Origin of the sequence: Fervidobacterium nodosum Rt17-B1 (assembly GCF_000017545.1) — a bacterium.
Classification (GTDB): Bacteria; Thermotogota; Thermotogae; order Thermotogales; family Fervidobacteriaceae; genus Fervidobacterium; species Fervidobacterium nodosum.
On the sequence record NC_009718.1, the window covers coordinates 358,874 to 381,078 of the forward strand.

General features: G+C 34.6%; 18 protein-coding genes and 1 tRNA gene. 7 read left to right on the top strand and 12 right to left on the bottom strand.

Features of this window, described 5'->3' with window-relative positions; genetic code table 11:
• The 6 genes from FNOD_RS01710 to FNOD_RS09650 form a co-directional block, all read right to left on the bottom strand.
• Positions 1 to 1,083 carry a M24 family metallopeptidase gene (locus FNOD_RS01710; RefSeq protein WP_011993520.1) on the bottom strand — a complete coding sequence of 361 codons (1,083 nt, stop codon included), beginning with the start codon at positions 1,081 to 1,083 and terminating at the stop codon, positions 1 to 3.
• 64 nt (positions 1,084 to 1,147) lie between these two features.
• Positions 1,148 to 1,224: transfer RNA gene (locus tag FNOD_RS01715), tRNA-Arg, on the bottom strand.
• A 7-nt stretch (positions 1,225 to 1,231) separates the two neighbouring features.
• A complete protein-coding gene (gene ruvX, locus FNOD_RS01720) occupies positions 1,232 to 1,912 on the bottom strand; it encodes a Holliday junction resolvase RuvX (RefSeq protein ID WP_011993521.1) in 681 nt (226 codons plus the stop codon).
• Positions 1,893 to 2,108: a hypothetical protein gene (locus tag FNOD_RS01725; protein ID WP_041256782.1), complete on the bottom strand. Its 216-nt coding sequence runs from the start codon at positions 2,106 to 2,108 to the stop codon at positions 1,893 to 1,895. Before FNOD_RS01725 ends, ruvX begins: the two co-directional genes overlap by 20 nt.
• Positions 2,074 to 5,043: a single-stranded-DNA-specific exonuclease RecJ gene (recJ, locus tag FNOD_RS01730; RefSeq protein ID WP_011993522.1), complete on the bottom strand. Its 2,970-nt coding sequence runs from the start codon at positions 5,041 to 5,043 to the stop codon at positions 2,074 to 2,076. Before recJ ends, FNOD_RS01725 begins: the two co-directional genes overlap by 35 nt.
• 176 nt (positions 5,044 to 5,219) lie before the next feature.
• Positions 5,220 to 6,158, bottom strand: a complete 939-nt coding sequence (locus tag FNOD_RS09650) for a DDE-type integrase/transposase/recombinase (protein WP_011993268.1) — start codon at positions 6,156 to 6,158, stop codon at positions 5,220 to 5,222.
• 133 nt (positions 6,159 to 6,291) lie between these two features.
• Between FNOD_RS09650 and FNOD_RS01740 the strand changes: the two genes are divergently transcribed.
• On the top strand, positions 6,292 to 7,443 hold the full coding sequence (locus tag FNOD_RS01740) for an amidohydrolase (RefSeq protein ID WP_041257055.1): 1,152 nt from the start codon (positions 6,292 to 6,294) through the stop codon (positions 7,441 to 7,443).
• 69 nt (positions 7,444 to 7,512) lie between these two features.
• Here the strand turns inward: FNOD_RS01740 and FNOD_RS01745 are convergent, their stop codons facing one another.
• From FNOD_RS01745 to FNOD_RS01755, 3 genes are all read right to left on the bottom strand, one after another.
• Complete coding sequence (locus FNOD_RS01745) at positions 7,513 to 8,703, bottom strand: FprA family A-type flavoprotein (protein WP_011993524.1); 1,191 nt, start codon at positions 8,701 to 8,703, stop codon at positions 7,513 to 7,515.
• A 215-nt stretch (positions 8,704 to 8,918) separates the two neighbouring features.
• Positions 8,919 to 10,259 carry a 23S rRNA (uracil(1939)-C(5))-methyltransferase RlmD gene (gene rlmD / locus FNOD_RS01750; protein ID WP_011993525.1) on the bottom strand — a complete coding sequence of 447 codons (1,341 nt, stop codon included), beginning with the start codon at positions 10,257 to 10,259 and terminating at the stop codon, positions 8,919 to 8,921.
• 55 nt (positions 10,260 to 10,314) lie between these two features.
• Positions 10,315 to 11,436, bottom strand: a complete 1,122-nt coding sequence (locus tag FNOD_RS01755; RefSeq protein WP_011993526.1) for an MFS transporter — start codon at positions 11,434 to 11,436, stop codon at positions 10,315 to 10,317.
• A 222-nt stretch (positions 11,437 to 11,658) separates the two neighbouring features.
• On the opposite strand from FNOD_RS01755, the gene FNOD_RS01760 reads away from it, so the two are divergent.
• From FNOD_RS01760 to mnmL, 6 genes are all read left to right on the top strand, one after another.
• Positions 11,659 to 12,069, top strand: coding sequence for a diguanylate cyclase domain-containing protein (locus tag FNOD_RS01760; RefSeq protein WP_011993527.1), 411 nt, complete (start codon positions 11,659 to 11,661; stop codon positions 12,067 to 12,069).
• Positions 12,066 to 14,672 carry a valine--tRNA ligase gene (locus tag FNOD_RS01765; protein WP_041256784.1) on the top strand — a complete coding sequence of 869 codons (2,607 nt, stop codon included), beginning with the start codon at positions 12,066 to 12,068 and terminating at the stop codon, positions 14,670 to 14,672. Before FNOD_RS01760 ends, FNOD_RS01765 begins: the two co-directional genes overlap by 4 nt.
• Entirely contained in the window at positions 14,669 to 15,976 is a 1,308-nt protein-coding gene (locus FNOD_RS01770; protein WP_011993529.1) for a bifunctional folylpolyglutamate synthase/dihydrofolate synthase, read from the top strand. Before FNOD_RS01765 ends, FNOD_RS01770 begins: the two co-directional genes overlap by 4 nt.
• A 61-nt stretch (positions 15,977 to 16,037) precedes the next feature.
• The gene (gene rsfS, locus FNOD_RS01775; protein ID WP_011993530.1) at positions 16,038 to 16,349 is read left to right on the top strand and encodes a ribosome silencing factor; all 312 of its coding nucleotides are present in this window, start codon (positions 16,038 to 16,040) and stop codon (positions 16,347 to 16,349) included.
• Positions 16,350 to 16,395: 46 nt separating this feature from the next.
• The gene (locus tag FNOD_RS01780; RefSeq protein WP_041256788.1) at positions 16,396 to 17,628 is read left to right on the top strand and encodes an amidohydrolase; all 1,233 of its coding nucleotides are present in this window, start codon (positions 16,396 to 16,398) and stop codon (positions 17,626 to 17,628) included.
• Between the two features lie 2 nt (positions 17,629 to 17,630).
• Positions 17,631 to 18,512, top strand: a complete 882-nt coding sequence (gene mnmL, locus FNOD_RS01785) for a tRNA modification radical SAM protein MnmL/YtqA (RefSeq protein ID WP_011993532.1) — start codon at positions 17,631 to 17,633, stop codon at positions 18,510 to 18,512.
• Positions 18,513 to 18,605: 93 nt separating this feature from the next.
• Here mnmL and FNOD_RS01790 read toward each other — a convergent pair whose 3' ends face one another.
• The 3 genes from FNOD_RS01790 to FNOD_RS01800 form a co-directional block, all read right to left on the bottom strand.
• Entirely contained in the window at positions 18,606 to 20,459 is a 1,854-nt protein-coding gene (locus FNOD_RS01790; protein WP_011993533.1) for an ABC transporter substrate-binding protein, read from the bottom strand.
• Positions 20,460 to 20,781: 322 nt separating this feature from the next.
• Positions 20,782 to 21,393, bottom strand: a complete 612-nt coding sequence (locus FNOD_RS01795; RefSeq protein ID WP_011993534.1) for a hypothetical protein — start codon at positions 21,391 to 21,393, stop codon at positions 20,782 to 20,784.
• 117 nt (positions 21,394 to 21,510) lie between these two features.
• On the bottom strand, positions 21,511 to 22,188 hold the full coding sequence (locus FNOD_RS01800; RefSeq protein ID WP_011993535.1) for an endonuclease V: 678 nt from the start codon (positions 22,186 to 22,188) through the stop codon (positions 21,511 to 21,513).
• Positions 22,189 to 22,205: the final 17 nt, after the last annotated feature.

Sequence of the window (22,205 nt, forward strand, 5' to 3'; positions counted from 1 at the left end):
TTAAATGATTATTATCTCCCTTGGTAGAGTTGATAATATTTCACATCCATTTTCCCTAACCACAACATCTTCTTCTATCCTTATTCCAAACTCTCCTTCGAGATATATTCCAGGTTCAACCGTCACAATATGTCCATCCTCAAGAGGTTTTTCATTTCTATAACTTAGACTTGGATTTTCATGTACTTCTAAGCCTAGTCCGTGTCCTAAACCGTGACCAAAATATTCTCCATATCCACTTTCAGCAATATGATTTCTTGCGATTGAATCAACTTCTTTGCCTGTGATTCCAGCCTTTATCGAATCGAGTGCTTTTTGCTGAGCGTCGTATACTATTTTATGAACCTCTTTCACTTTATCTGAAGGTTCACCAATTGAAAATACCCTTGTCAAATCGCTGTTATATCCTTTATACCTTGCGCCCCAGTCAACGACAATTGCCTCTCCTTTTTCAATGACTTTTTCAGACGCTTTGCCATGTGGTAACGCGCCTCTATAGCCAGATGCGATTATAGTATCAAAAGCTCTATCATCTGCCCCAAATAATTTCATTTGATATTCCAAATATGCTGCGAGTTCGTATTCTTTCATACCAGGTTTTGCTATTTCAAGCATCTTTTTAAATGCTTCTTGGGCAATTTCAACCGCTACTTTTATTTTTTCAATTTCTTCTTCTGTTTTTCTTGAACGTACCTCAAGTAATAATGAAGAAACATCTTCAAATTCGATTTTTAATTTTTCTCTCAAATCTTCAAAATAGCCAGCTGATATCCTGTCTTTTTCAATAGCAAGCTTTTGTAACTCCATGGAATTTATTAATTCAGCGATTGTATCCAAAAACGTTTTAGGCGGGATATATTTAACTAATTCAAACGTACTTTCTTCTTTTACCTGTGTCCAATAGCGTGAATCGGTGACAATAAGATGTCTTTTTGGTGTGATAAGCAGTGCGGAAAAACTTCCAGTGAAACCTGAAAGATATCTTGTTGTAACAGTATTTGACGACTCAACATTCAAAACCAATATTGCATCAACATTCTTTTCGAAAATTTTTGCTTTGACCTCTTCTAAACGTGTGTTCATTTAAATAACCCCCTTCAAAAGTCATTCAATTTTATGGTAAAAAAATTATCGATATTTTTACACTTGGTGTGCTCGGCGGGACTTGAACCCGCAATCTTCGGATCCGGAGTCCGACGCTCTATCCAATTGAGCTACGAGCACTTAAAAACTATTCTTTTGTAACAGTGAATGAATAAACAGGTATTTGATTAATTTGTGTATCTCTCAATTCTAAATCTAAATTAGACAATATCTGTCTAATTTCGTTGTTAATTATAATACATTCTGGTTTTTTTTCAATCTCGGAAAGTGACTTAGAAAAATCTTTAAAGACTCTATATACGAAAAAACCTTTTGAAAATAACGTGTAGGCTGTATATGGATCTTCGGAGAACGCGATTCCAGATGAAATATTGAATTTATCATCGTATGGGACTTCTATTACAATTGCAAATTCTGCTTTTATCTCTTGTGACTGCTTTATTTTTGTTATTTCGAGTTTTTTCACCCTTTGTGGATTATTGATATAGTCCAATAAAAGCTGCTCAGCACTGAAGCGGTCATCGTCTTTTTTTTGGTATGTTTTTGCCATCTGGGTTGTCAACCTTTCATCTATAAAAAGTACTTCTTTTCCCTGTTTCAAAAGTTTTATACCGAATTTTATAACTTCAAATGTTTGCGTAGAATAATTTCCACTCATGGATAATGGTATACCTAAAATTATTTTTTTGAATGACGATATCTTTGTATGTATTTCCGAGGTTTTAATTGTTCCGCTCTCAGAAACAAAAACGTTTCCAATGGCATAGCCACACTTACTTTTTCCATAATCAATGGCTATAATACTCATCTATAATATTTCCTCCAAGTTTTTCGATATTTCCAATCTTGCTTTCGTTTTCAGTAACTTCATCTAGTGCTATAACCATCTTTGACGGATTTTTTGGATCGGGGAATAATTTTGCATGTATTCCTTTTTTTCTTAGCTCAATGAGATTTTCAATAGGTTTTTCAGTCCTTAAAATATATTTTAAGTTCTGAGTCATGCATATATCTCTCCTCTATCAGTCTGTATATTTCTTTCATAGATAAGGCCTCGAGTTGAAGAGTGTATCTTTCAAAATAAGGTAATTCAATTTCTCTTTCTTTAAGCCTTGTTATTTTTTCTGGAATAAAATCAACAGGTTTAACTATATTTTCAACTATTCCGCCGAGATCTTTGTAAATGCTCTTTACAACCCCCTTTGGTATATCGTAATTTGATAATATAGCCTCAAAATCATCTTGTTTCATCGGAAGATATATATTTAATTCTTCAACTATCTTTTCCAAGTTTTCAAGCGTGGGGAATAATTTTTTCAATGATTCGTATCTTTTATTCACGTCTTGTGTTGAATAATTTAACTGCAGCAGCACATTTCCATCTCCGCTCACTGCGTCAATTATTTCACTCAGAGTATAAGGGAAGTCAAAGAGTCTCACTTCGACCTTTCCAAATAAACCAGGTAATCCATCTGTATTCGTTGAAGAAATAAGCCTCTTTATTTTTCTTTTCTTTACAAGATTGGATATAATTAGTCTTTGGAATGGGGCAAGCTGTGAAGAGTAAAAGACCGTATCTCGAGCGGACATCTTTTTTACGTAATTGTTGAAGAAAATTTCTACAGAGTTATGCGTTGAAAATAGATAAACAAGTGAAGAAACAGTATTGTTGAGAGACTTTGGCTGATTTCTCTTATCTTCTATTGAGAATTCAGATTTACCTTCAACTTCATAAATTGGAAGATTGGTTTCGAAATTAAATATTGTTGTGTAAAATGCTTGCTTACCAAATTTATAAATTATCCTTTCAAATAGGTTTTCGTCAAAATTTCTCAAGAAATGAATTTCGTTTAAAACTACAAAATCAAAATCATCTAAGCTGGAAATGAACTTATCGGCATATACCGCATTCGTCACAATGTGCCTTCCATTACTTCTGTTAACAGAATTAAGTAGTACCAAGCCTTGTATGTTATGTCTCTGTAAACTTTCATAGATATGCATGGCCTCGATACTTGATGAATTTATAATTAATACTCTTCCTTTTCTCATTAAATCGTACAAAAATGCATTCCTAAAGTGCATTTTAAATCTTATAACCGCTGGTCTTTGTATTTTGTATAAATTGCTTACTTTTTCAATTCTGGAGAATATATCATCTTCTATATGTTTTTGACTGTACTCTTCTTCTTTCTGTTGTTTCCAGTTCACGCTAAATGAATGCAAAAAGGCTCTATCCATAACATCATCATCACTTATATGATAAAATTTTAAATCCAAAACATTAAGCTGAGGACCAGCTTCTCCAGTCCTTAAGTTGCCAACAACGTCCATTCGTATAAATTGTGGTTGAATACCATACATTTCATTTGGTGAGAATTTTAGTCCAAACCCTACACCTTCTATGCTATTGCTATTACCTTTTAGAGTTAATCGAATGTTGTAACCTGTTTCACCAAAGATTTTAAATCGTTCAACTGGGCTGTTTTGTATTAAAAATACTGGCTCAGGATTACCATGTCCGTATGGCTCTAATAATTCTATTGATTTTAATAAATCTTCATTTATTTCATCTACAGATATTTTTTCATCTACGGCAATTACTTCTTCTACTTTTATATCTTCTTCTCTTATTTTTTCGCGTATTGCTTTTATCAGCTCTGGAATTTTTTCTTCTTTCAAGCTGAAACCAAGTGCCATTGTGTGCCCACCAAAATCTTCAAATATATCTCTAAATCTTTCAAGTAATTCTATTATGTTAACACCTTGAACACTCCTAGCAGAACCTCTTCCTACTCCATCTTCGATGGATATCACCATAACAGGTTTGTTATACAAATGCACAAGTCTTGTGGCGACTATCCCTATAACACCAAGATGCCATCCATAACCGTAAGCAACAACTATTGGTAAACTATCAAGGTTATTTGATTCAATCATCTGTACAGCTTCGTTATATATTTTTGCTTCGATACCCTGCCTTGTTACATTATATCCTAACAAAATCTCTACAAGCTCAGTCGCACTTGCCTCATCTTTGGTGACTATCAGTTTAAATGCATCATCAGGAGAATCGAGCCTGCCAGCTGCATTAAGTTTTGGAGCGATTCTATAACCAATATCGCGCGTACTTATCGTGGCAATACCTATTTTTTGAATAAGTCGAACAATGCCGAGTTTAGCTGTATTGTTAAGCCTTTTTAGGCCTTCTCGAACAATGTACCTATTTTCGTCTAAAAGTTCAACCATATCTGCAACTGTACCAAGGGCAACTAAATCTAACAATTCATCGGTTACAGATGGTGGGATATTCATTTTTTCTGCTAGTGCGGTAATAAGTTTGTAGGCGACTCCTACTCCTGCAAATTCCTTGAAAGGATATTCGTCGTCTGGTCTTTTTGGATTAACAATCGCATCGGCGTTAGGAAGGGTTTCTTTTGGTTGGTGATGATCTGTTATAACAATGTTTAGACCAAGTTCCTTAGCCTTATCAACGGCTTCAAAAGCGGTTATGCCACAATCTACCGTTAAGATTGTTTTGAATCCCTTTAGAACAATCTCTTCGACAAATTGTGGTTGAATACCGTAACCATTATCCACACGCTTTGGAATGTAGTAATCTACGTTCCATCCATTTTCTGAAAGAAAAGTGTAAAGTACAGCCGTACCAGTAATACCATCCACGTCATAATCGCCGTGGATTATAACTTTCTCGCCGTTGTCTCTTGCTCTTAACAATATTTCAACGGCTTTCTCCATGTCTTTTAATAAAAATGGAGAACGTAGTGTTTGACGCGTTGGATTAAGAAATCTTTTGGCATCTTCTTCTGTTTTTATACCACGCAGTACCAATAACTTTGCAACGAACTTATTTACACCCAGCCTTTCAGAGAGTTCTTGAACAAGGTGTTCATCTACCTGCCTTAATTCCCATCTCATCAGCTCCTCAACCTTTCTATTTTAAATTTTTCATTCTACAAGAAATTTTATCACGGATTTGAATTTTTTGGTTAAATTCTTATGTTAAATTTCAAAAACAAAGTATGTCATTGTTCGCTTTACGAACAAGATTGTGGTATAATTATACGTGAGTTCTGTATTTCATAATGATGCTGTTAACTAGTAGTGATGATGGAAGCTAAAGCTGTAATCATCTCATTTTCGTTCTCATATAACTTGCATAGGTTCCTTACTACACAAAAACCATTTACATAGTACCGTATGTTGCTAAATTTCTTGAAGCTCCTTTTCGCCCTAACAAACATCTTAAATAACGAAAATTTCGATTCACATTCGTTGTTTTTACCTAGTCTTACTTCTCTGTGCTCAACATTATCAAAATTTAGTTTCACTGCTATCTCGTACGCTTTTAGTCCATCAGTTATTAACTCTATTTGTGTGTTTTGTTTTCTTTGACTAAAGTATTTATCTAACAATATCTTAACTTGTGACATATCACGATATCTTGATACATGCCAAGCTACTATTAAATTCGTACCATGCTCAACTAATAGCCACACATAGTACTTTTTGTCTCGAAATACAATAACTGTTTCATCACCATGAACTTTAAATACATTCTCAAACTCAAAAAGCGAAATAACAGAAGATAACTTGATAATCCATTTGTAAATAGCGACATGAGAGACATTGATATTCAAGCAAGCTTTAATAGCACGAAGAGAAAGGTTGTATTTGAAGTACAAGATGAAAGCTTTGAGAATGATATAGATAGGGAAACGGAAGAATTTGAAAGGATGAAAGTTGAAAGGCACAGGCTGAGGAAGAGAAAGTGGAACAGAAGTTTTGAAGTTGCACTTTCTGCATCTGAAACGAACGAAATAACGGCGGATTTTGTAAATTTCCATGACATGGTTACAATGAACACAACGAGGGTAAGGGAAAGAAAAAAGTTTGTGTTTTTTGGTGAAAGAAAGTTTAAAATAACGCTTGCAATCTTTGCAAAAGAAGATTTGGTTTTTGAACTTATCATGACCGTTTTTGATGAAGTTAGAAGAGCCACAATGAGGGCATTTGAGTTGGACATTAACCATATCGGGATACCTCCTTATTGAGAGTATATTGGGGGGTGTCCCCTATTTAAGAAGATAATATGGTTTTTGAAATTTATCAATACCTTTGGTTAACAAAATCTTCATAATTCGAGGAGGGGTAATCGTGGGAAAGATGCTTTTAAGAGGTGGAACAGTTGTTACAGTTACAAATGGTACATTTGTTGGAGATGTATTAATTGAGGATGGAAAGATTAGTAAGGTTGGTAAAAGTATTAAGGTGAAAGCGGATAAAGTTTTAGATTTATCCGGGAAGTATGTTTTGCCCGGTTTTATCGATGCTCACTCACATATTGGATTGTACGAAGAGGCAGTTGGAGCCATGCAGGATGGTAATGAGATAGGAGAGCCTATTACTCCAGAAGTGCGAGCTATAGATGCTTTTAATCCTTATGATATTGCCATCAAAAGGGCACTAGATGGTGGGTTTACAACAGTTATGATTGTTCCGGGCAGTGCAAATGTCATTGGGGGGCAAGGGGCGATTATTAAGTTTAAATCTCACATCGTTGATTATTGTATAGTTAAATCACCAGCTGGACTAAAGATGGCAACAGGTGAAAATCCAAAGAGAGTTTACGGAGAACTTAAAAAACTTCCATCAACAAGACTTGGAATTGCTGCTTTGATGAGATCGTATTTTATGAAAGTACAAGATTATATTGAGAAAAAGAAAAAAGCAATTGAAAAAGACGGAGTTTTTCTAGATAGAGACCCTAAACTTGAAGTCGGGGAACTTGTTCTTAAAGGTGTTATCCCTGCAAGAATACATGCTCACAGAGCTCAGGATATTGTAACAGCAGTTAGGATAGCCAAAGAATTTAACTTTAAACTTGTCATTGAACATGGTACTGAAGCGTACAAGGTTGCCGATTATTTGGCTGAAAATAATATACCTGTTGTGGTTGGACCATTTGGTTTTAGAACAAAGATAGAACTCAAAGACCAGACGTACGAAAATGTAAAAATACTTAATGAAAAAGGAGTTTTGACAGCTATAATGGTTGACCATCCTGTGGTTCATCTCGAGTACGCAAATATGCATGCTGCACTTGCCATGAAATATGGTGCGAATAAAGATGATATTCTCAAAATGCTCACAATTAACCCTGCAAAAATTCTTGGAATAGATGATAAAGTTGGTTCCATCGAGGTAGGTAAGGATGCGGACATAGTTATTTGGGATAACGACCCATTCCTTCCACAGGCAAAGGTTGAAAAGGTGTTTATCGAAGGTAAAGAGATAGAATGGTGGGGAGAAAAATAAACCGATACTTCGAAAAAAAACAAAAGCCGAGCTTAAAGCTCGGCTTTTTAATTGAAACCGAACTGAATATTATTTTTTTACCGCTTTTGCCATTTCTACAGCTAATTTTCTCAGTCTTTCAAAATCTTCTTCTTTAGGTGAAAACTGCACTTCTACAGGTTCTCCAACCATTTCCCATTTATTCTTTTGAATGTATTCCACGATACCTTTAACTCCTCCACCACTCCATCCATATGTTCCGAAAACGCCGAAAACGCGATTTGGAAGTCCTTTGTGGGAAAGATTTATAATTAAATTTTCCATTGGTGGGAATATCCAATTGTTATACGTGCACGTGCCGAGAATAATACCTTTAAATCTCCAAATTTCGTTGATTATAAATGATTCATGCGTTGTTGATGTGTTCATGACTCTTATATTCTTCACACCTTCTTCAGCAAGTACCCTTGCTATATAATCTGCCATCTTTTCCGTATTGCCATACATTGTACCGTAAGCTATGACAACACCTTCTTCATATTCGTATTTACTCCATCTATCGTAAGCTGATATGATATGTCCGGGATTGGTTCTCCAAACGGGACCGTGTGTCGAGCATACGATTTTAATCTCTAAAGAACTAAGCTTTTGAAGAGCCTTTTGAACCATTGGGCCGAATTTTCCCACTATGTTTGAATAGTACCTTCTGATTTCGTTTTCGAAATAATTTACGTCAACTTCGTCATCAAATATTCCACCGTCTAAAGATCCAAAGCCACCAAAGGCATCACCGGCGAAAAGTATTTTGTTATTTACTTCGTAAGTCATCATTGTTTCAGGCCAATGTACCATCGGCGTCATGTAAAATTTTAACGTTTTGTTTCCAAGATTAATTTCGTCTCCCTCTTTTACTTCATAAAAATTACCTTCTAAATGGTACATGGCTTTTATGAATTCGAACGTTTTTTTGTTACCCACAATTTTTACATTTGGAAATGCGTGGACAATAGAAGAAATTGCACCGGAATGGTCTGGTTCCATATGGTTAATAATTAGATAATCAAGAGATTTGCCATCTAATATTTGGTTTATCTTTTCGATGTACTCTTTCATTTTATTGACTTTTACAGTATCGATAAGCGCAGTTTTTTCATCTACTATTAGATAGGAGTTGTACGAAACACCCTTTGTGAGTGGCCAAATGTTTTCAAATAGATGAGTATCTCTATCGTTTACTCCAACGTAGTAAACACCATCCACGATTTTTGCAACAATTTCCATAATGATACCCTCCCTTTTTGATGTAAATAAACTATTTTACTTCATTTTTTATTTTAACATTTTATAAAAATATATCAAGTATAATTTTGGTCAATTGAAAAGTATAAAGATATATTACATAAATAATTATAACTCACTCTTAATGAAAAACAAAAATACGTGGGGATGATCCCACGTATTCGTATTTTGGATTAAGATTAAAAATTACTGTACGATTATCTTTCTTTTCTTTCCATCAAAACTACAGTCTCAACATGATAAGTTTGTGGGAACATATCAAACGGTTGTACTGCAATTATGTTATAGTCTTCTTTTAACAATGCTATATCCCTTGCAAGTGTTGAAGAATCACAAGAAATGTAAGCTATTTTGTGAGGTTTAATACGTAATATTTCTTTACATACTTCTTTTCCCGCACCACTTCTTGGTGGGTCAAGAATAATTATATCTGCATTTCCTGTGTACGATTTCAAAAATTCTACAACGTCAGATTCTTCGTATCTTATGTTCCTTAAATTGTTTATGTTTGCATTCGCTTTCCCCGCTTTAACAGATATATGCGAACTCTCAACGGCAACAACATTTCTTGAAAGCATTGCGAGCCGCATAGTGAACGTTCCTATACCAGCGTAAAGGTCTAAAATATTTTCCGAACCTGTTAAATTTAGATTTTTGGTTACAAAATCTACCATCTTTACCGCAACATTGTAGTTGTTCTGAAAGAAAGCTGTCGGTGGAATTTGAAATTTTTCATAGTCCATTTCTACTTCAAGTACACCAGAACCATATAAAGTTTTATACGGTCCTCTGAGTACTATCTCATCTGATGAATTCATAACGTGGATAATTGAGTTAATTTGAGGAATTCTATTTAAAATTTGAGTGCGTATGAATTCTGCTTCTTCGAATCTTTCGGTTTTCGTTACAAAAATTGCCATTGTTTGATTATTTGAATGAGAATATCTCATAACCAAGTGCTTTAGAGTTCCAGCACGACTTTTAGGATTGTATATCTTTACTTTGCTTATCTCAACTATTTCTGGTATTTCTTGCAGCGCTTTGTTAAACGAAGTTGGCGAAATTGGGCAATCATCTATATCGACTACCTTATTTGAATTTCTCATTTTTAATCCAAGCTTGACTTTATTATTTTCATAAGTAAAAGTATATTCCATCTTGTTTCTATAGCCAAACTCGATATCGCTTTCAATTGTATCGCTAACTTTTCCATCAAATTTTGCAATTCTCTTGAGTTGGTCAACAACAACTTCCCTTTTTAATTCAAGTTGCTTTTTGTAGTCAATATCCATTATATGGCATCCACCACAGACACCAAAATATTTACATTTAGGAACTCTTCTGTAATTAGCTCGTTCTAATATTTCCTCCACCTTTCCAAACGCAACATCGCTTTTTTCTTCTGTTATTTTGACATTTACCAACTCTCCCGGGTAAGCCCCTTCAACAAATATCAATTTCCCACCTGGCAATTTGCCTAGGCCGTAACCACCATAAGCCCATTTTTCTATATATATAGTATTGACATTTTCACTCATAGATTTTTCACCTCATTTTTTTGATTTGTTCTATCAAATTAGTATATCTTTTAAATCATTTTGTGTCAAATTTTTGGGTTATTCCAAAGTAGATAGAAGAAACTATAGCTATGGGGATAACAAGTATCAGCGAGAGCTTAACATTATTTCCGAATATCGAATTGTATCCTGAAGCAATGAAATCACCAATTGACCAAGCAAATCCCATGGCGACTGAAGATGCAAATGCCTTTCTGTGAGGCATTATCTTTTGAGCTTGGACAACATTAGCTGACATTAAGAGAAAGCCGCAGAAATCAAACATTATAAAAGAAACGAAGATTGCTATTAATGTTTTTGAAAAAACTAAGAAGAAAACTGAAAGTGCCATTCCCGCAAAGGCTACTAAGTCTTGTTTTTTGACACCTATTTTTTCCATTAGTAAAACCCCTATATAGTTTGCAGGAACACCAGCTATCATGCCTGATGTTATTAACGTTCCGGATACGGTTATCGGAAATTTCAAGACATTTGTCACAAAAATAGGAGTGTACGTGTGCACGATCGACATTAGAAAACTTCTAATCGTAACTACCAATAGTATTGGAAGCAATATTGATGCCTCTTTTAAAGTTATCTTTTCATTCTTCTTGGAAGTTTTTTGCGGTAAGTTTATCCGAAGAATTATAAAAGCTATAATTACGAATGGAATAGATATAATCCAGAGTGTTTGCGTAGAATTGAATTTTGATACATAATACGAAATAAACACAGGTCCTAAGGCAGCACCAAACGTCCCAGCTATAGAAAATATTGCCACCGTTTTACCTGTACCTTCACCAGCCATTGCCGCACCAAGTGGATGAAATGCCGAATTAGCTATTCTTATAGCGAATATTGATATCAATGCTATCCAAAAATTCGTTGCAATACCAAGTATGGCAATACCAAGAGCTTCTAAAAAGTACATCGCTATCAAGTATTTTCTTGTTGAAGTGACTCTATCAAACCAGAATCCAAAAAAAATCTGTAATAAACTCGCTGTTGCTGAAGACAAGGTTAAAAAAGTTGTAAAAAGTTTTATTTCTATACCAAATTTCTGAATCAAATATGGTCCTAATGGGTTGAAAAACGAAACTAAAAAATCCAATAGGAAATGTGATGCTATGGAAAGAAAAGAAAGTACAGATATACTCAAGCAAATCACCTCTTCAAAAAAATATTTTTAGCTATTTTTTCCAGTCGATAGATTTTTATAACTTTCATTTAGTTCGATATACGAATTTTAAAAATTTTATCATATTTATTGTTTAAGTTCAACAGTTGGCATATTGTGAATTCTAATAATAAAGTGATAATATATATTCTCACAAAAGGGTAAATATGATAAAATAATAAAAAAAACAGGAGGTTGGAAGTTATGCCAGAAATTTATAATCTTTTAAATGGAAAATGGATCGATACAATCACACGTTTGCCTAATAAAGAATTTGCAGAAAAGGTATTTGAGGAAATCAAGAATTCTTCAGACACATTTTATGTTTTAAAACTAATTATAGATTTTCCTGCCTCAAATGAAAATGTAACAGCATTTGTTCTATCCAGGATTTCATCAGTCATCAAGCATAGTGTAAGAATTCCTAAAGATTTTGTATGTAAATTAGATGGAAATGATTTTTGCATAGTTGTTCATGGAATAACGGAAAGCGAAGTACAAAAAATTGCAATTAGAATAAAAGATTCACTTCATTATTTACTATTAACATATGGTAATGAAAAAATTCAAATTAATTGTCAGATAGAAATAGAGACTATTGGAGGTGGCATTTGATGGAGATAGGTACGCGATACGACCCAAAAAATATCGAGATGAAATGGTACAAACATTGGCTTGAGAAGAAATATTTTACACCAAGAGGTGCTGGCCCAAAATATTCTATCGTTATTCCTCCACCAAATATAACTGGTAAAATTCACATGGGACATGCTTTGAATATTACGATTCAAGATATACTAAGTAGGTACAAGAGAATGAAGGGTTTTGATGTTTTGTGGCTTCCCGGTGAAGACCATGCTGGTATTGCTACGCAGACAGCTGTTGAAAGGTATTTGTCAACTCAGGGAAAAAGCCGAAGAGATTTTTCTCGAGATGAATTTTTAAATATAGTTTGGAATTGGGCAAATAAATACAGACAAGAGATAAAAAATCAGATAATGTCAATAGGTGCTTCCGTTGACTGGACTCGTGAGAGATTCACATTAGATGAAGGGCTTTCAAAAGCGGTTCGAAAGGTCTTTGTTGACATGTACAAAAAAGGTTTGATTTATAAGGGTAAATACATTGTTAATTGGTGTCATAGATGTGGTACTGTTCTTTCCGATGAAGAGGTTGATTATCATGAGGAAGAAGGAGCGCTCTACCACATTAAGTACCCAATCAAGGGAGAAGATGATTACATAATTATCGCAACAACAAGACCTGAAACGATGCTAGGCGATACAGCAGTTGCAGTTCATCCGTCGGATGAGAGGTACAGAAAGTACGTTGGAAAAATAGCGATTCTCCCGTTGGTTGGTAGAGAAATTCCAGTTATAGCTGATAATTATGTTGATCCGTCTTTTGGTACAGGCGCGTTAAAGGTTACCCCTGCACATGATACAAACGATTACCTAATTGGTCAAAGACATAACTTGCCTTTTGTTGATATATTTGATGAAAATATTGTTATTAACGAAAACGGTGGGAAGTTTAAAGGAATGACCGCTGAACAAGCAAGAAAGGCTGTTGTTGAAGAATTAGAAGCACAAGGGTATTTAGTTAAGATTGAAAAAATGAAACACTCTGTTGGAAGATGTTATAGGTGCGATACCGTGGTCGAACCAAGGTTGATGGACCAATGGTTTGTGAGTATGAAACCACTTGCGAAAAGGGCAATCGAAGCAGTTGAAAATGGAGAAGTAACTTTCATACCAGATAGATGGAAGAAGGTTTACTTAAATTGGATGTACGAAATAAGAGATTGGTGTATAAGCAGGCAATTGTGGTGGGGACATAGGATACCTGTTTGGCAATGTCAAGATTGTGGACATTACAATGTGTCTGAAAATGAACCGGTGAAGTGTGAAAAATGTGGAAGTACAAATCTTAAGCAAGACGAAGATGTTTTGGATACTTGGTTTAGTTCAGCACTGTGGCCATTCAGTACTATGGGGTGGCCAGAAAAGACTCCTGACCTTGAAAGGTATTATCCAACAGATGTTCTAGTCACAGGGTTTGATATAATATTCTTCTGGGTTGCCCGTATGATTATGATGGGTTATGAATTTATGGACGAAAAACCATTTAAAGAAGTATACATACACCAGCTTGTAAGAGATAAATACGGTAGGAAGATGAGTAAATCTCTCGGTAACGGAATTGATCCTTTAGAGGTTATAGATGAATATGGTGCCGATCCGATGAGATTTACACTCGCTATTCTAGCTGCGCAAGGTAGAGATTTGAAACTTGACGTAAGATTTTTTGATACATACAAGAAATTTGCAAATAAAATATGGAATGCTACAAGATTTGTGCTGATGAATCTTGAAGATTTTGAGAAAGTTGATATCAAACTTTCTAAGCTTAAATTATCTGATAAATGGATACTTTCAAGGCTGCAGAAAACTATTCAAAAAATTTCGGAAGCACTTGACAGTTACGATTTCAACATCGCGGCAAATGAAATTTACAATTTCTTCTGGGATGAGTTGTGCGATTGGTACATCGAAGCCGTTAAAAACAGACTAAAGACAGAAGAAAGAAAAGTTGTACAAAACGTTTTAGTTTACGTTCTAGATATGAGCCTTAGGCTTCTCCACCCATTCATGCCATTCCTAACTGAGGAACTTTGGACAAAGTTACCGACAAGTGGAGAATCGATAGTTGTTGCTCAATGGCCAGAAATTGAAGAAAACTTTATTGACGAAAATTCAGAGAAGAGATTTATGCAATTAATGAATATTATCAGAGGAATTAGAAATATAAGAGCTGAAGTCAATGTACCTCAATCTACAAAGGTTAAAACATTTGTCAAAGGTACTTTAACGGATGAAGAGCAGGAATATATTAAATTCCTTGGCAATGTTGAGAGCATTGAGTTTGTTGAAAAAAGGCCAGAACTTAGCGCAACCGCTTACATTTCTTTGGAAAACGAAGTCTATGTTTCACTTGGAACATTAATCGACGTGAAATCAGAAGTTGAAAGGCTTAGGAAAAAAGTTGAAAAACTCAAAAGCGATATGGAAAAATTTGCTAAGAAGCTCGAAGATGAGAATTTCTTGAAGAATGCACCAGAAGATATTGTTGAAGAAACCAAAGAAAAGCAAAGGCTATTCCAAGAACAAATTGCAAGAATTGAACAAATTATCTCGGATTTGGAGGCAAAAGCGTGAGTGAGAATAAATTCATAGATATACTAAAATATCTTTATCAAACAAGGCCTTACAATACAATGAAGTTAGGGCTTTTCAGAATAGAACAACTTCTCTCCAAGATGGGAAATCCCCATCTTGGAGTTAAATTTTTTCACGTAACAGGCTCAAATGGTAAGGGTAGCGTAACAACATTTCTTGAAAACTTAACGTATTACCATGGTCACAACGTTACGGGATTTTATTCACCACATCTTTCAACTATACTTGAAAGATTTCATTGGAATACAAATTTGATAAATCAAGAAGAATTTGTCGATGCAGCGGAATACGTCAAAAAATATGCGGAAGAAATGGATAAAATTGGCGAAGAATTCTCACCAAGCTTTTTTGAATATATGACCGCTATGTATTTTCACTTAACAAAAGTTAAAAATGCAGAGTTTGGAAGTGTTGAAGTAGGACTTGGAGGTAGGTTTGATTCAACAAACGTAATTACACCTGTTGTTTCAGTCATCACAACCATCTCGTTAGAGCACACTAACGTACTTGGTAACACGCATGAAGAAATTGCTTTTGAAAAGGCTGGTATAATAAAATCCGGAGTTCCTGTAGTAATAGGTGAAATGCCAGAAGAAGCGAAAATTGTAATCAAAAACATTGCCAAAGAACGTGGTTCAAAGGTTTACGAGTATGGTAAAGATTTTTCAGCTGAAGTTGTAAAATATGATTTTAACAACAATATCTACAATTATTACGGAGACTCAACAGTAAAGAATATACCAGTTCGATTAAACGGAGTTCATCAGCTTTACAATTTGGCCATAGCTTTGAAAGCTTATGAAACTGTTGAAAAACTTTACGAAGAGAAAGTTCAAAATGCTTTCAGTAATGCTTTTATACCAGGTAGATTTGAGTTATTTGATGGGCTTATTCTTGATGGCTCTCATAACCCACAAGCTGCGGAAGCATTTGTCTCAAACATTGAACTTTACTTTTCTAACAAAAAACGCGTGGCTTTATTTGGCATCGTTGATGACAAAGACAAAATGGGTGTCTTAGAAAAGATAGGTCCACAATTTGACACTTTGATAATAACAAGGCCACCAAACAAAAGGGCTCAAAAAATTGATGAAACATACGAAATAGCCAAAAAATACTGTAAAAACGTTATTTTAGAACCGGATCCTATAAAAGGTGTTGAATTACTTAAAAAAATTGATGGTGATGTTAAATTCATTACGGGTTCTTTCTATCTAATAGGATTGATAAGAGATTATTTGAAAAATGGTTGCGTTAGTGAGGAATTAACCATAAGTAATTGATAAGTATTTGTGGAGGTGATTTTTTCTGAGTGAGAAAAAAATAAGCGACGTTCTGAGAAATTTGATTAAACTGTTGGAAAAGAAAGAAGCAATTGAGCCTGTTGTATTAGATATGTCCAAAACAAGACTTTTAACAGACTATTTTGTAATATGTACTGCGAATAGCAATATACACATGAAAAGTTTAAGAGATGAAATCGTTGATTTTTTCAATGAAATCGGCAAAGAACTTATTTACTACGACCGTGGTGAAGGTTACGACTGGATTTTAGTTGACGCTGGTGATATCGTCGTGCATATCTTCACAAAAAGCGCAAGAGAATTTTATGATATCGAGCATTTGTGGATAGATGCCGAGAGGATTAGTTTGTAGTGTAATTTAGCATTATGTACTTGATTTTGTGGAAGGTAGTGGTGAAATGTTAATAAGGAATGTTTACATATTAAGTGATAAGCAATTAGTAAAAAGAGATATCCGTATTGAAGATAGCGTAATCAAGGAGATTTCAGACCGGATTTTCCCTAAATTAAATGAAGAAATATATGATTTTTCAGGAAAGATCGTTTTGCCTGGTTTTGTTAATACTCATTCTCACGTTGCTATGTCACTTTTTAGAGGTTTTGCCGAAGATATACCATTTAACGAATGGCTATTTAAAAAAATACTCCCAGCTGAAGAACGCTTAACTCCAGAAGCAGTTTATTACGGTAGTATCGTATCTATGATGGAAATGGTTTCACACGGTGTTGTGGCTTTTTGTGATATGTACTTTCACGAAGATATGGTTGCAAAAGCGGTGGCAGATTTTGGTATGAAAGCTCTCCTTACAAGGGGACTTGTGGATAAGAACGGAGATGATAACGGGAGGTTAGAAGAAAATATACAGCTTTATAAAAAATGGCATGGATATGATAATAGAATCTATATTGGATTAGGTCCGCATGCTCCTTACAGTTGTTCAAAAGACTATTTAATTAGAGTGATTGATATTGCGAAGACTTACGATGTTCCAGTAACAATGCACTTTTTTGAAAATAAATGGGAGTGGGAAAAATATACACCGCAAGAGATATTAAAAATCGGATTTAACGATGTTCACTTTATACCAGTTCATTGCACTCAGCTTGATGAAGAATCTATGAAACTTCTAAATGGTTCTTATCCATCTATAAACACTGTGAGTAATATGAAACTTGGAAATGGTATACCACCTATTTCAAATATGCTCAAAAATGGTATAAAGATAACAATTGGAACAGATGGTCCTGCAAGCAACAATTCTCAAAGTGTACTTTTCGACCTTAGGGTTTCTGTTTTAAGTCAAAAGATGTTTTCTCCAGCTGAATTTAGTGTTAAAGAAGCATTTGATAGTATTACTGTAAATGGTTATGAAGCACTTAAATTAAAAGGTGGTAAGGTAGAAAAAAGCTATCCAGCTGATTTGATTTTCTTAGATACAGCTCATCCACAATTACAACCTTTGGATAATATTTTGAAAAACGTAATACATTCTTATACAGATACCGTTTATGCAACAATGGTTAATGGAAAATTTGTATACATAGATGGAAAATTTCCAACGATAGATGTTCAGGAGGTGCTTAAAAAATTTTCGATTTTCTCGAGGAAGGTTACAGGTATAGAAAGTTAAGTGTGGAATTGAAAAAAAGATATGGCCAACGCGTGCAAAGGTTACCACTAAACGCAGGTTTCACATGCCCGAATAGAACAAACGGAAGACCAGGATGTTTATTTTGTGACGAAACAGGAAGTGGATTTAGTACATTTGCGGGTTACGATATAAAAAAACAAATTGAACTTATGAAAGAAAAATATAAGAAAAAAGGCATAACAAAATTTATTGCATACTTTCAAAACTATACAAATACATACGCACCTATAGATATTTTAAAGCAAATTTACATTCAGGCCATCGATGATGATATTGTACAGCTTGATATAGCTACAAGGCCAGATTACATTGATGAAAATGTGCTAAAACTTTTGAAAGAAATTAGTGAACAATACAATGTAAGTATTTCTCTAGACATTGGTCTTCAAAGTGCAAATTACCATACGTTGGTTAAAGTTAATCGTGGCCATACCCTTGCAGAATACATATACGCGGTTAATCTCATAAAAAATTATGGTTTTGAAGTTGTTTCGCATGTTATACTCAACTTGCCTGGAGATAATATGCTGGATGTTATAGAGAGTGCTAAAATACTCTCTGCGTTGAAGGTTGATGGTGTAAAAATACATTCGCTTTACATAGTAGAAGGTACAATATTTGGAGAGATGTATAAATCAGGCAAATTGAATATATGTACTTTCGATGAGTATGTTAATAGAGTTATAACTTTTCTTGAATGGTTGTCGCCTCATATAGTTATTCACAGGCTTGTGGCTGATCCTCCACTAAATGGTACACTTTTTGGGAATTGGGGTAAGACAAAAAGCGAGATTATTTTGGAGATAGAGAAGCGTTTGAAAGAGAAAGATACTTATCAAGGTAAAAAAGCGAAAATATTATAGATATTAAAATATTTTATAGATATTAAAATATTAAAGAAGAATCCGCCGGTTTAACCGGCGGATTCTCTTTAATATTTTACTTTTTAAATTAAATTATTGTTGTTTGTATACTGAGTAGAAGTCCATACCAGGTCTCATTGGGTTATCGTACCAACCTTTGACCCAGGTTCTTTGTACGCGTACTCCAATTGGTTGATATACTGGGACACTGATACAATTGTCAACTACGAATTTTTGAATCTGTACATAAAGTTTTGCACGTGCTTGAGGATCTGTCTCTGCGGCTGCTTGTTCAATAAGTTCATCTAGGCTTTTTCCACCAAGTTCTTTTCTTGGTGTGCTAACAAATTTTCTAAATCCTTCACCTTGTCTGCCAGAGTAATCACCGTTGCTGTGGTAGTATGTAAAGATGAAGTTATCTGGGTCTGGGTAATCTGCAAGCCATCCAAGGATGAATACTGGTAATTCACCACGTTTTGTTGCATCAAGGAATGTTGGCCATTGCAACGGTTGTACGTCTATCTTTGCCTTTCCAGGTGCAGCCATTTCAAGGTACATCTTAACCATTTCAGCAACTCTTTGCCTTCCTACGTTACCTTGGTTATATGCTACACTGAATTTGAATCCTTTTGCCCATGCTTGACCATTCCATGCTTTTTTCAAGTTGTCTTGTACAGTTTTAACGTTGAATTTGTAGAGTGGTAAAGATGGATCAAAGCCGAGTAATCCTTCTGGAAGAGCTGTTGGTATTCTCTTACCGAAGCCTTTCAAAACATCTCTAATAAGTGCATCGTAGTTAATTGCTGCGGCAACTGCTTTTCTTGCATATATATCGCTGAAGAAGTCTGGATTTATACCATTTCCATCAAGTTTACCACTACCAATGTACTTGCTTGATGTGTTAACTGTCCAGTTGAATGCTAAAACTGTAACAGAAAGTGTTGGTATATTTTCGATGATTTGAATGTCTTTGTTTCCTCTGAGTTGATCAAGGTATTCAAGAACAACAGCTATTGAGTCTGCGTCACCTTTCTCAAGCATTGCTTTTCTTGTTGACCATTCATCGATACCCCAGATGATAACTTTCTTAATCTTTGCTGGTTCTCTCCAGTAGTTTTCGTTTGCTACCAATGTAACTTTTTGTTGCTTTCTATCCCACTCTACGAATTTGTATGGTCCTGTACCCATCGCGTATGAGTAAAGTGGTGATTCTTCTTTTTGCATGCCTTTCCATTTCCACCATGTTTCAGCTTTTCCATCCCACAAACCAAGTTTTATACATGTTTCTTTATCAAGAATAGCTGCCCAGTGTGCACTTTGCGCTATGATGTTCATAAATGGTGCGTATGGTCTGACAAGTTTAATTACTACATTGTCACCTTGGACCTCAATTGCTGGGTCAACTACTTTTTTATAGAAATCGATAACTTTTTGCTTGTAATCTGCTTTTGGTTCTCCGGTTTTTGCATCAAATATTTCACTGACAGGTTTACCAACGAATTCTTCAAGTGCTTCATCTCTTGAATGAACACCGAAAATAGCGTACCAGAGCATCCACATTGGACCGCCTTCTGGATCATACAACAATCCTCTTTCAAATGAGTACTCAACATCTTCTGGTGTTAGTAGGTTACCGTTGTGGAACTTTACGTTCTTTCTAATAGGAAATACGTATGTCTTTCCACCGTCTTTGACAAGTCCGTTCTTTACTGTTGGAACTTCTGTTGCCAATCTTGGTTCGAATTCGCTAACGCTTCTACCCTTGTAAGCAATAAGGTTTTCGTAAACGTTGTAAAGTACCTCACCACTTGACGTATCGTAAGCAAGATGTGGGTCGAGGGTATCTGGTTCACCGATCGTTGCTTCAACGTATACTGTTGGGTCAAATGCCGCAAGTGCCAAAATTGCCACAAAAATACCAAGGATAACTACTAACCACTTTTTCACAAAAATCCCCCCTTCAAAAAGGATGTGATTTGGGAAAAATTTTTTACAAAAATTTTTCTAACCTTTATTATTATACCACATATTTAAAAATTTCTGCAAATATAAATTTTAGAATTTTAAAAGACAATTCAATGTGCTTAATTTTTTTAATCATTAAAATTTGGCCCTAATCAAAAATTTTAAAATATATAAAAAATTAAGAGGAGTACCCATTTAGGTCACTCCTCATTCTTTCTAGAAGGTTTGATTTTACTTTCCTAAATTTCTTTTCAAATTTCGGAACAAAAACCCGCCGAAGTTGCTTAAAAACTTTGGATAGAAATTATTTTTTTTCTATTCTGAAGCCTAACTGAGTATTAATTTTGAATGTTTTTCCACTGATTGTCAATTCTGTAGGTATATTCACTGTCTTTTTTACTCCTGTAATTTTAAATGAATCGCCAGCTTTCAAATTCTTCCATATCGGTATTATTTGGGCAGGAATTTTGTATTCTTTATTTTCTGAGTCTATAAGTACAATTGTTGATGATGTTTTTGTAATTTCTATATTCTTGATTTCGAATTCGATACTTATCGTATCTTCTCCAATAATTTGTTTTTGAACCTGGATTTTATATCCACCAGTTTCAATATACAATGGTACTAAGAATGTTAATTTCTCTCCTTTGACTGTTACTCTTTCTCCAGTTTTTACTGCAGTGGGATTAGCAAATGAAAGTGAAACTCTGATATCTTCTTCACCTGTAGAAACAACTATATATCCATTCCCACGGAAGTTCATAACAACTTCTTTTATATCACCCGAAATCTCAAACTGACTTTCTTCCAATGTTAGTATAGATTTAAGAGGTTCGAAAGGTTTAGAAAGTGTTGTTATAGAGAAACCTAGTATAAGAATAGTAATTAGAAACAAGGTACTCAAAAGTTTTTTCATACTCCTCACCTCCCGAGTTTGAGATTTTGGAGTATTTTTTATCTATTCATATTGTATTAAATTCAAACTTAAAAAATCCTTAGAATTTTTCGTCAGGATAAGATTTACAAAATCAAATTAAATATTTTTGTTTTCTTTTAATTTTTGAGTATAGTAATGTGCCAACCTTGTGGGTTCTGGAAGTTTGTGTTTCTTAATCAGGCTTTTAACGAATTCTAAAGAAGTTTCAGGACTGGAAAGATGACCTGGCGAGATATAGATAGGATGGGAATTTTTCTTTGGAAGGTAACAGTATCCAATTATTTTGCCTTCTTCATCAAATAAAGGTGTAGATTGACCAACGCGCTTAGGTTCGACGCATTTGCCATAAAGTTTTCTTTTGGCCACTCCTATTGTTGGGATATTAAGAAGCACACCTATGTGACTTGCTATTCCCAAACCGCGTGGATGTGCAATTCCATGTCCGTCAAATAAAACTATATCTGGGACTATATTCTTTTCTCTCAGCTTTTCAAAGCATTTAAAAATAATAGGTGCTTCTCTAAAAGCAAGAAAACCTGGTATGTAAGGAAAAGTTACTTTATCTATACTATAAACAACATCGATAAGTTCTAAATCTTTATTTAATACTACAACTACACCAAGAGCTTTGTCTTCAAAATAGCTTACGTCAACACCGGCAATGATATTTATTTTAGATATATCAAGTTCTGTTATGGTAACTTTTTGTCTCAGATTGTTCTGTTCTTTTTTTAATTTTTGGATTAACTCTTCACTGATAAATTCATTCCTCATGGTGCTTCTTAGAGTAT

What these genes read in the sequence shown, in the direction of transcription:
- FNOD_RS01710 (WP_011993520.1), bottom strand. Translation starts at nt 1,083, where the DNA reads ATGAACACACGTTTAGAAGAGGTCAAAGCAAAAATTTTCGAAAAGAAT.
- ruvX (WP_011993521.1), bottom strand. Translation starts at nt 1,912, where the DNA reads ATGAGTATTATAGCCATTGATTATGGAAAAAGTAAGTGTGGCTATGCC.
- FNOD_RS01725 (WP_041256782.1), bottom strand. Translation starts at nt 2,108, where the DNA reads ATGACTCAGAACTTAAAATATATTTTAAGGACTGAAAAACCTATTGAA.
- recJ (WP_011993522.1), bottom strand. Translation starts at nt 5,043, where the DNA reads ATGAGATGGGAATTAAGGCAGGTAGATGAACACCTTGTTCAAGAACTC.
- FNOD_RS09650 (WP_011993268.1), bottom strand. Translation starts at nt 6,158, where the DNA reads ATGGTTAATGTCCAACTCAAATGCCCTCATTGTGGCTCTTCTAACTTC.
- FNOD_RS01740 (WP_041257055.1), top strand. Translation starts at nt 6,292, where the DNA reads ATGCTTTTAAGAGGTGGAACAGTTGTTACAGTTACAAATGGTACATTT.
- FNOD_RS01745 (WP_011993524.1), bottom strand. Translation starts at nt 8,703, where the DNA reads ATGGAAATTGTTGCAAAAATCGTGGATGGTGTTTACTACGTTGGAGTA.
- rlmD (WP_011993525.1), bottom strand. Translation starts at nt 10,259, where the DNA reads ATGAGTGAAAATGTCAATACTATATATATAGAAAAATGGGCTTATGGT.
- FNOD_RS01760 (WP_011993527.1), top strand. Translation starts at nt 11,659, where the DNA reads ATGCCAGAAATTTATAATCTTTTAAATGGAAAATGGATCGATACAATC.
- FNOD_RS01780 (WP_041256788.1), top strand. Translation starts at nt 16,396, where the DNA reads ATGTTAATAAGGAATGTTTACATATTAAGTGATAAGCAATTAGTAAAA.
- FNOD_RS01795 (WP_011993534.1), bottom strand. Translation starts at nt 21,393, where the DNA reads ATGAAAAAACTTTTGAGTACCTTGTTTCTAATTACTATTCTTATACTA.
- FNOD_RS01800 (WP_011993535.1), bottom strand. Translation starts at nt 22,188, where the DNA reads ATGAGGAATGAATTTATCAGTGAAGAGTTAATCCAAAAATTAAAAAAA.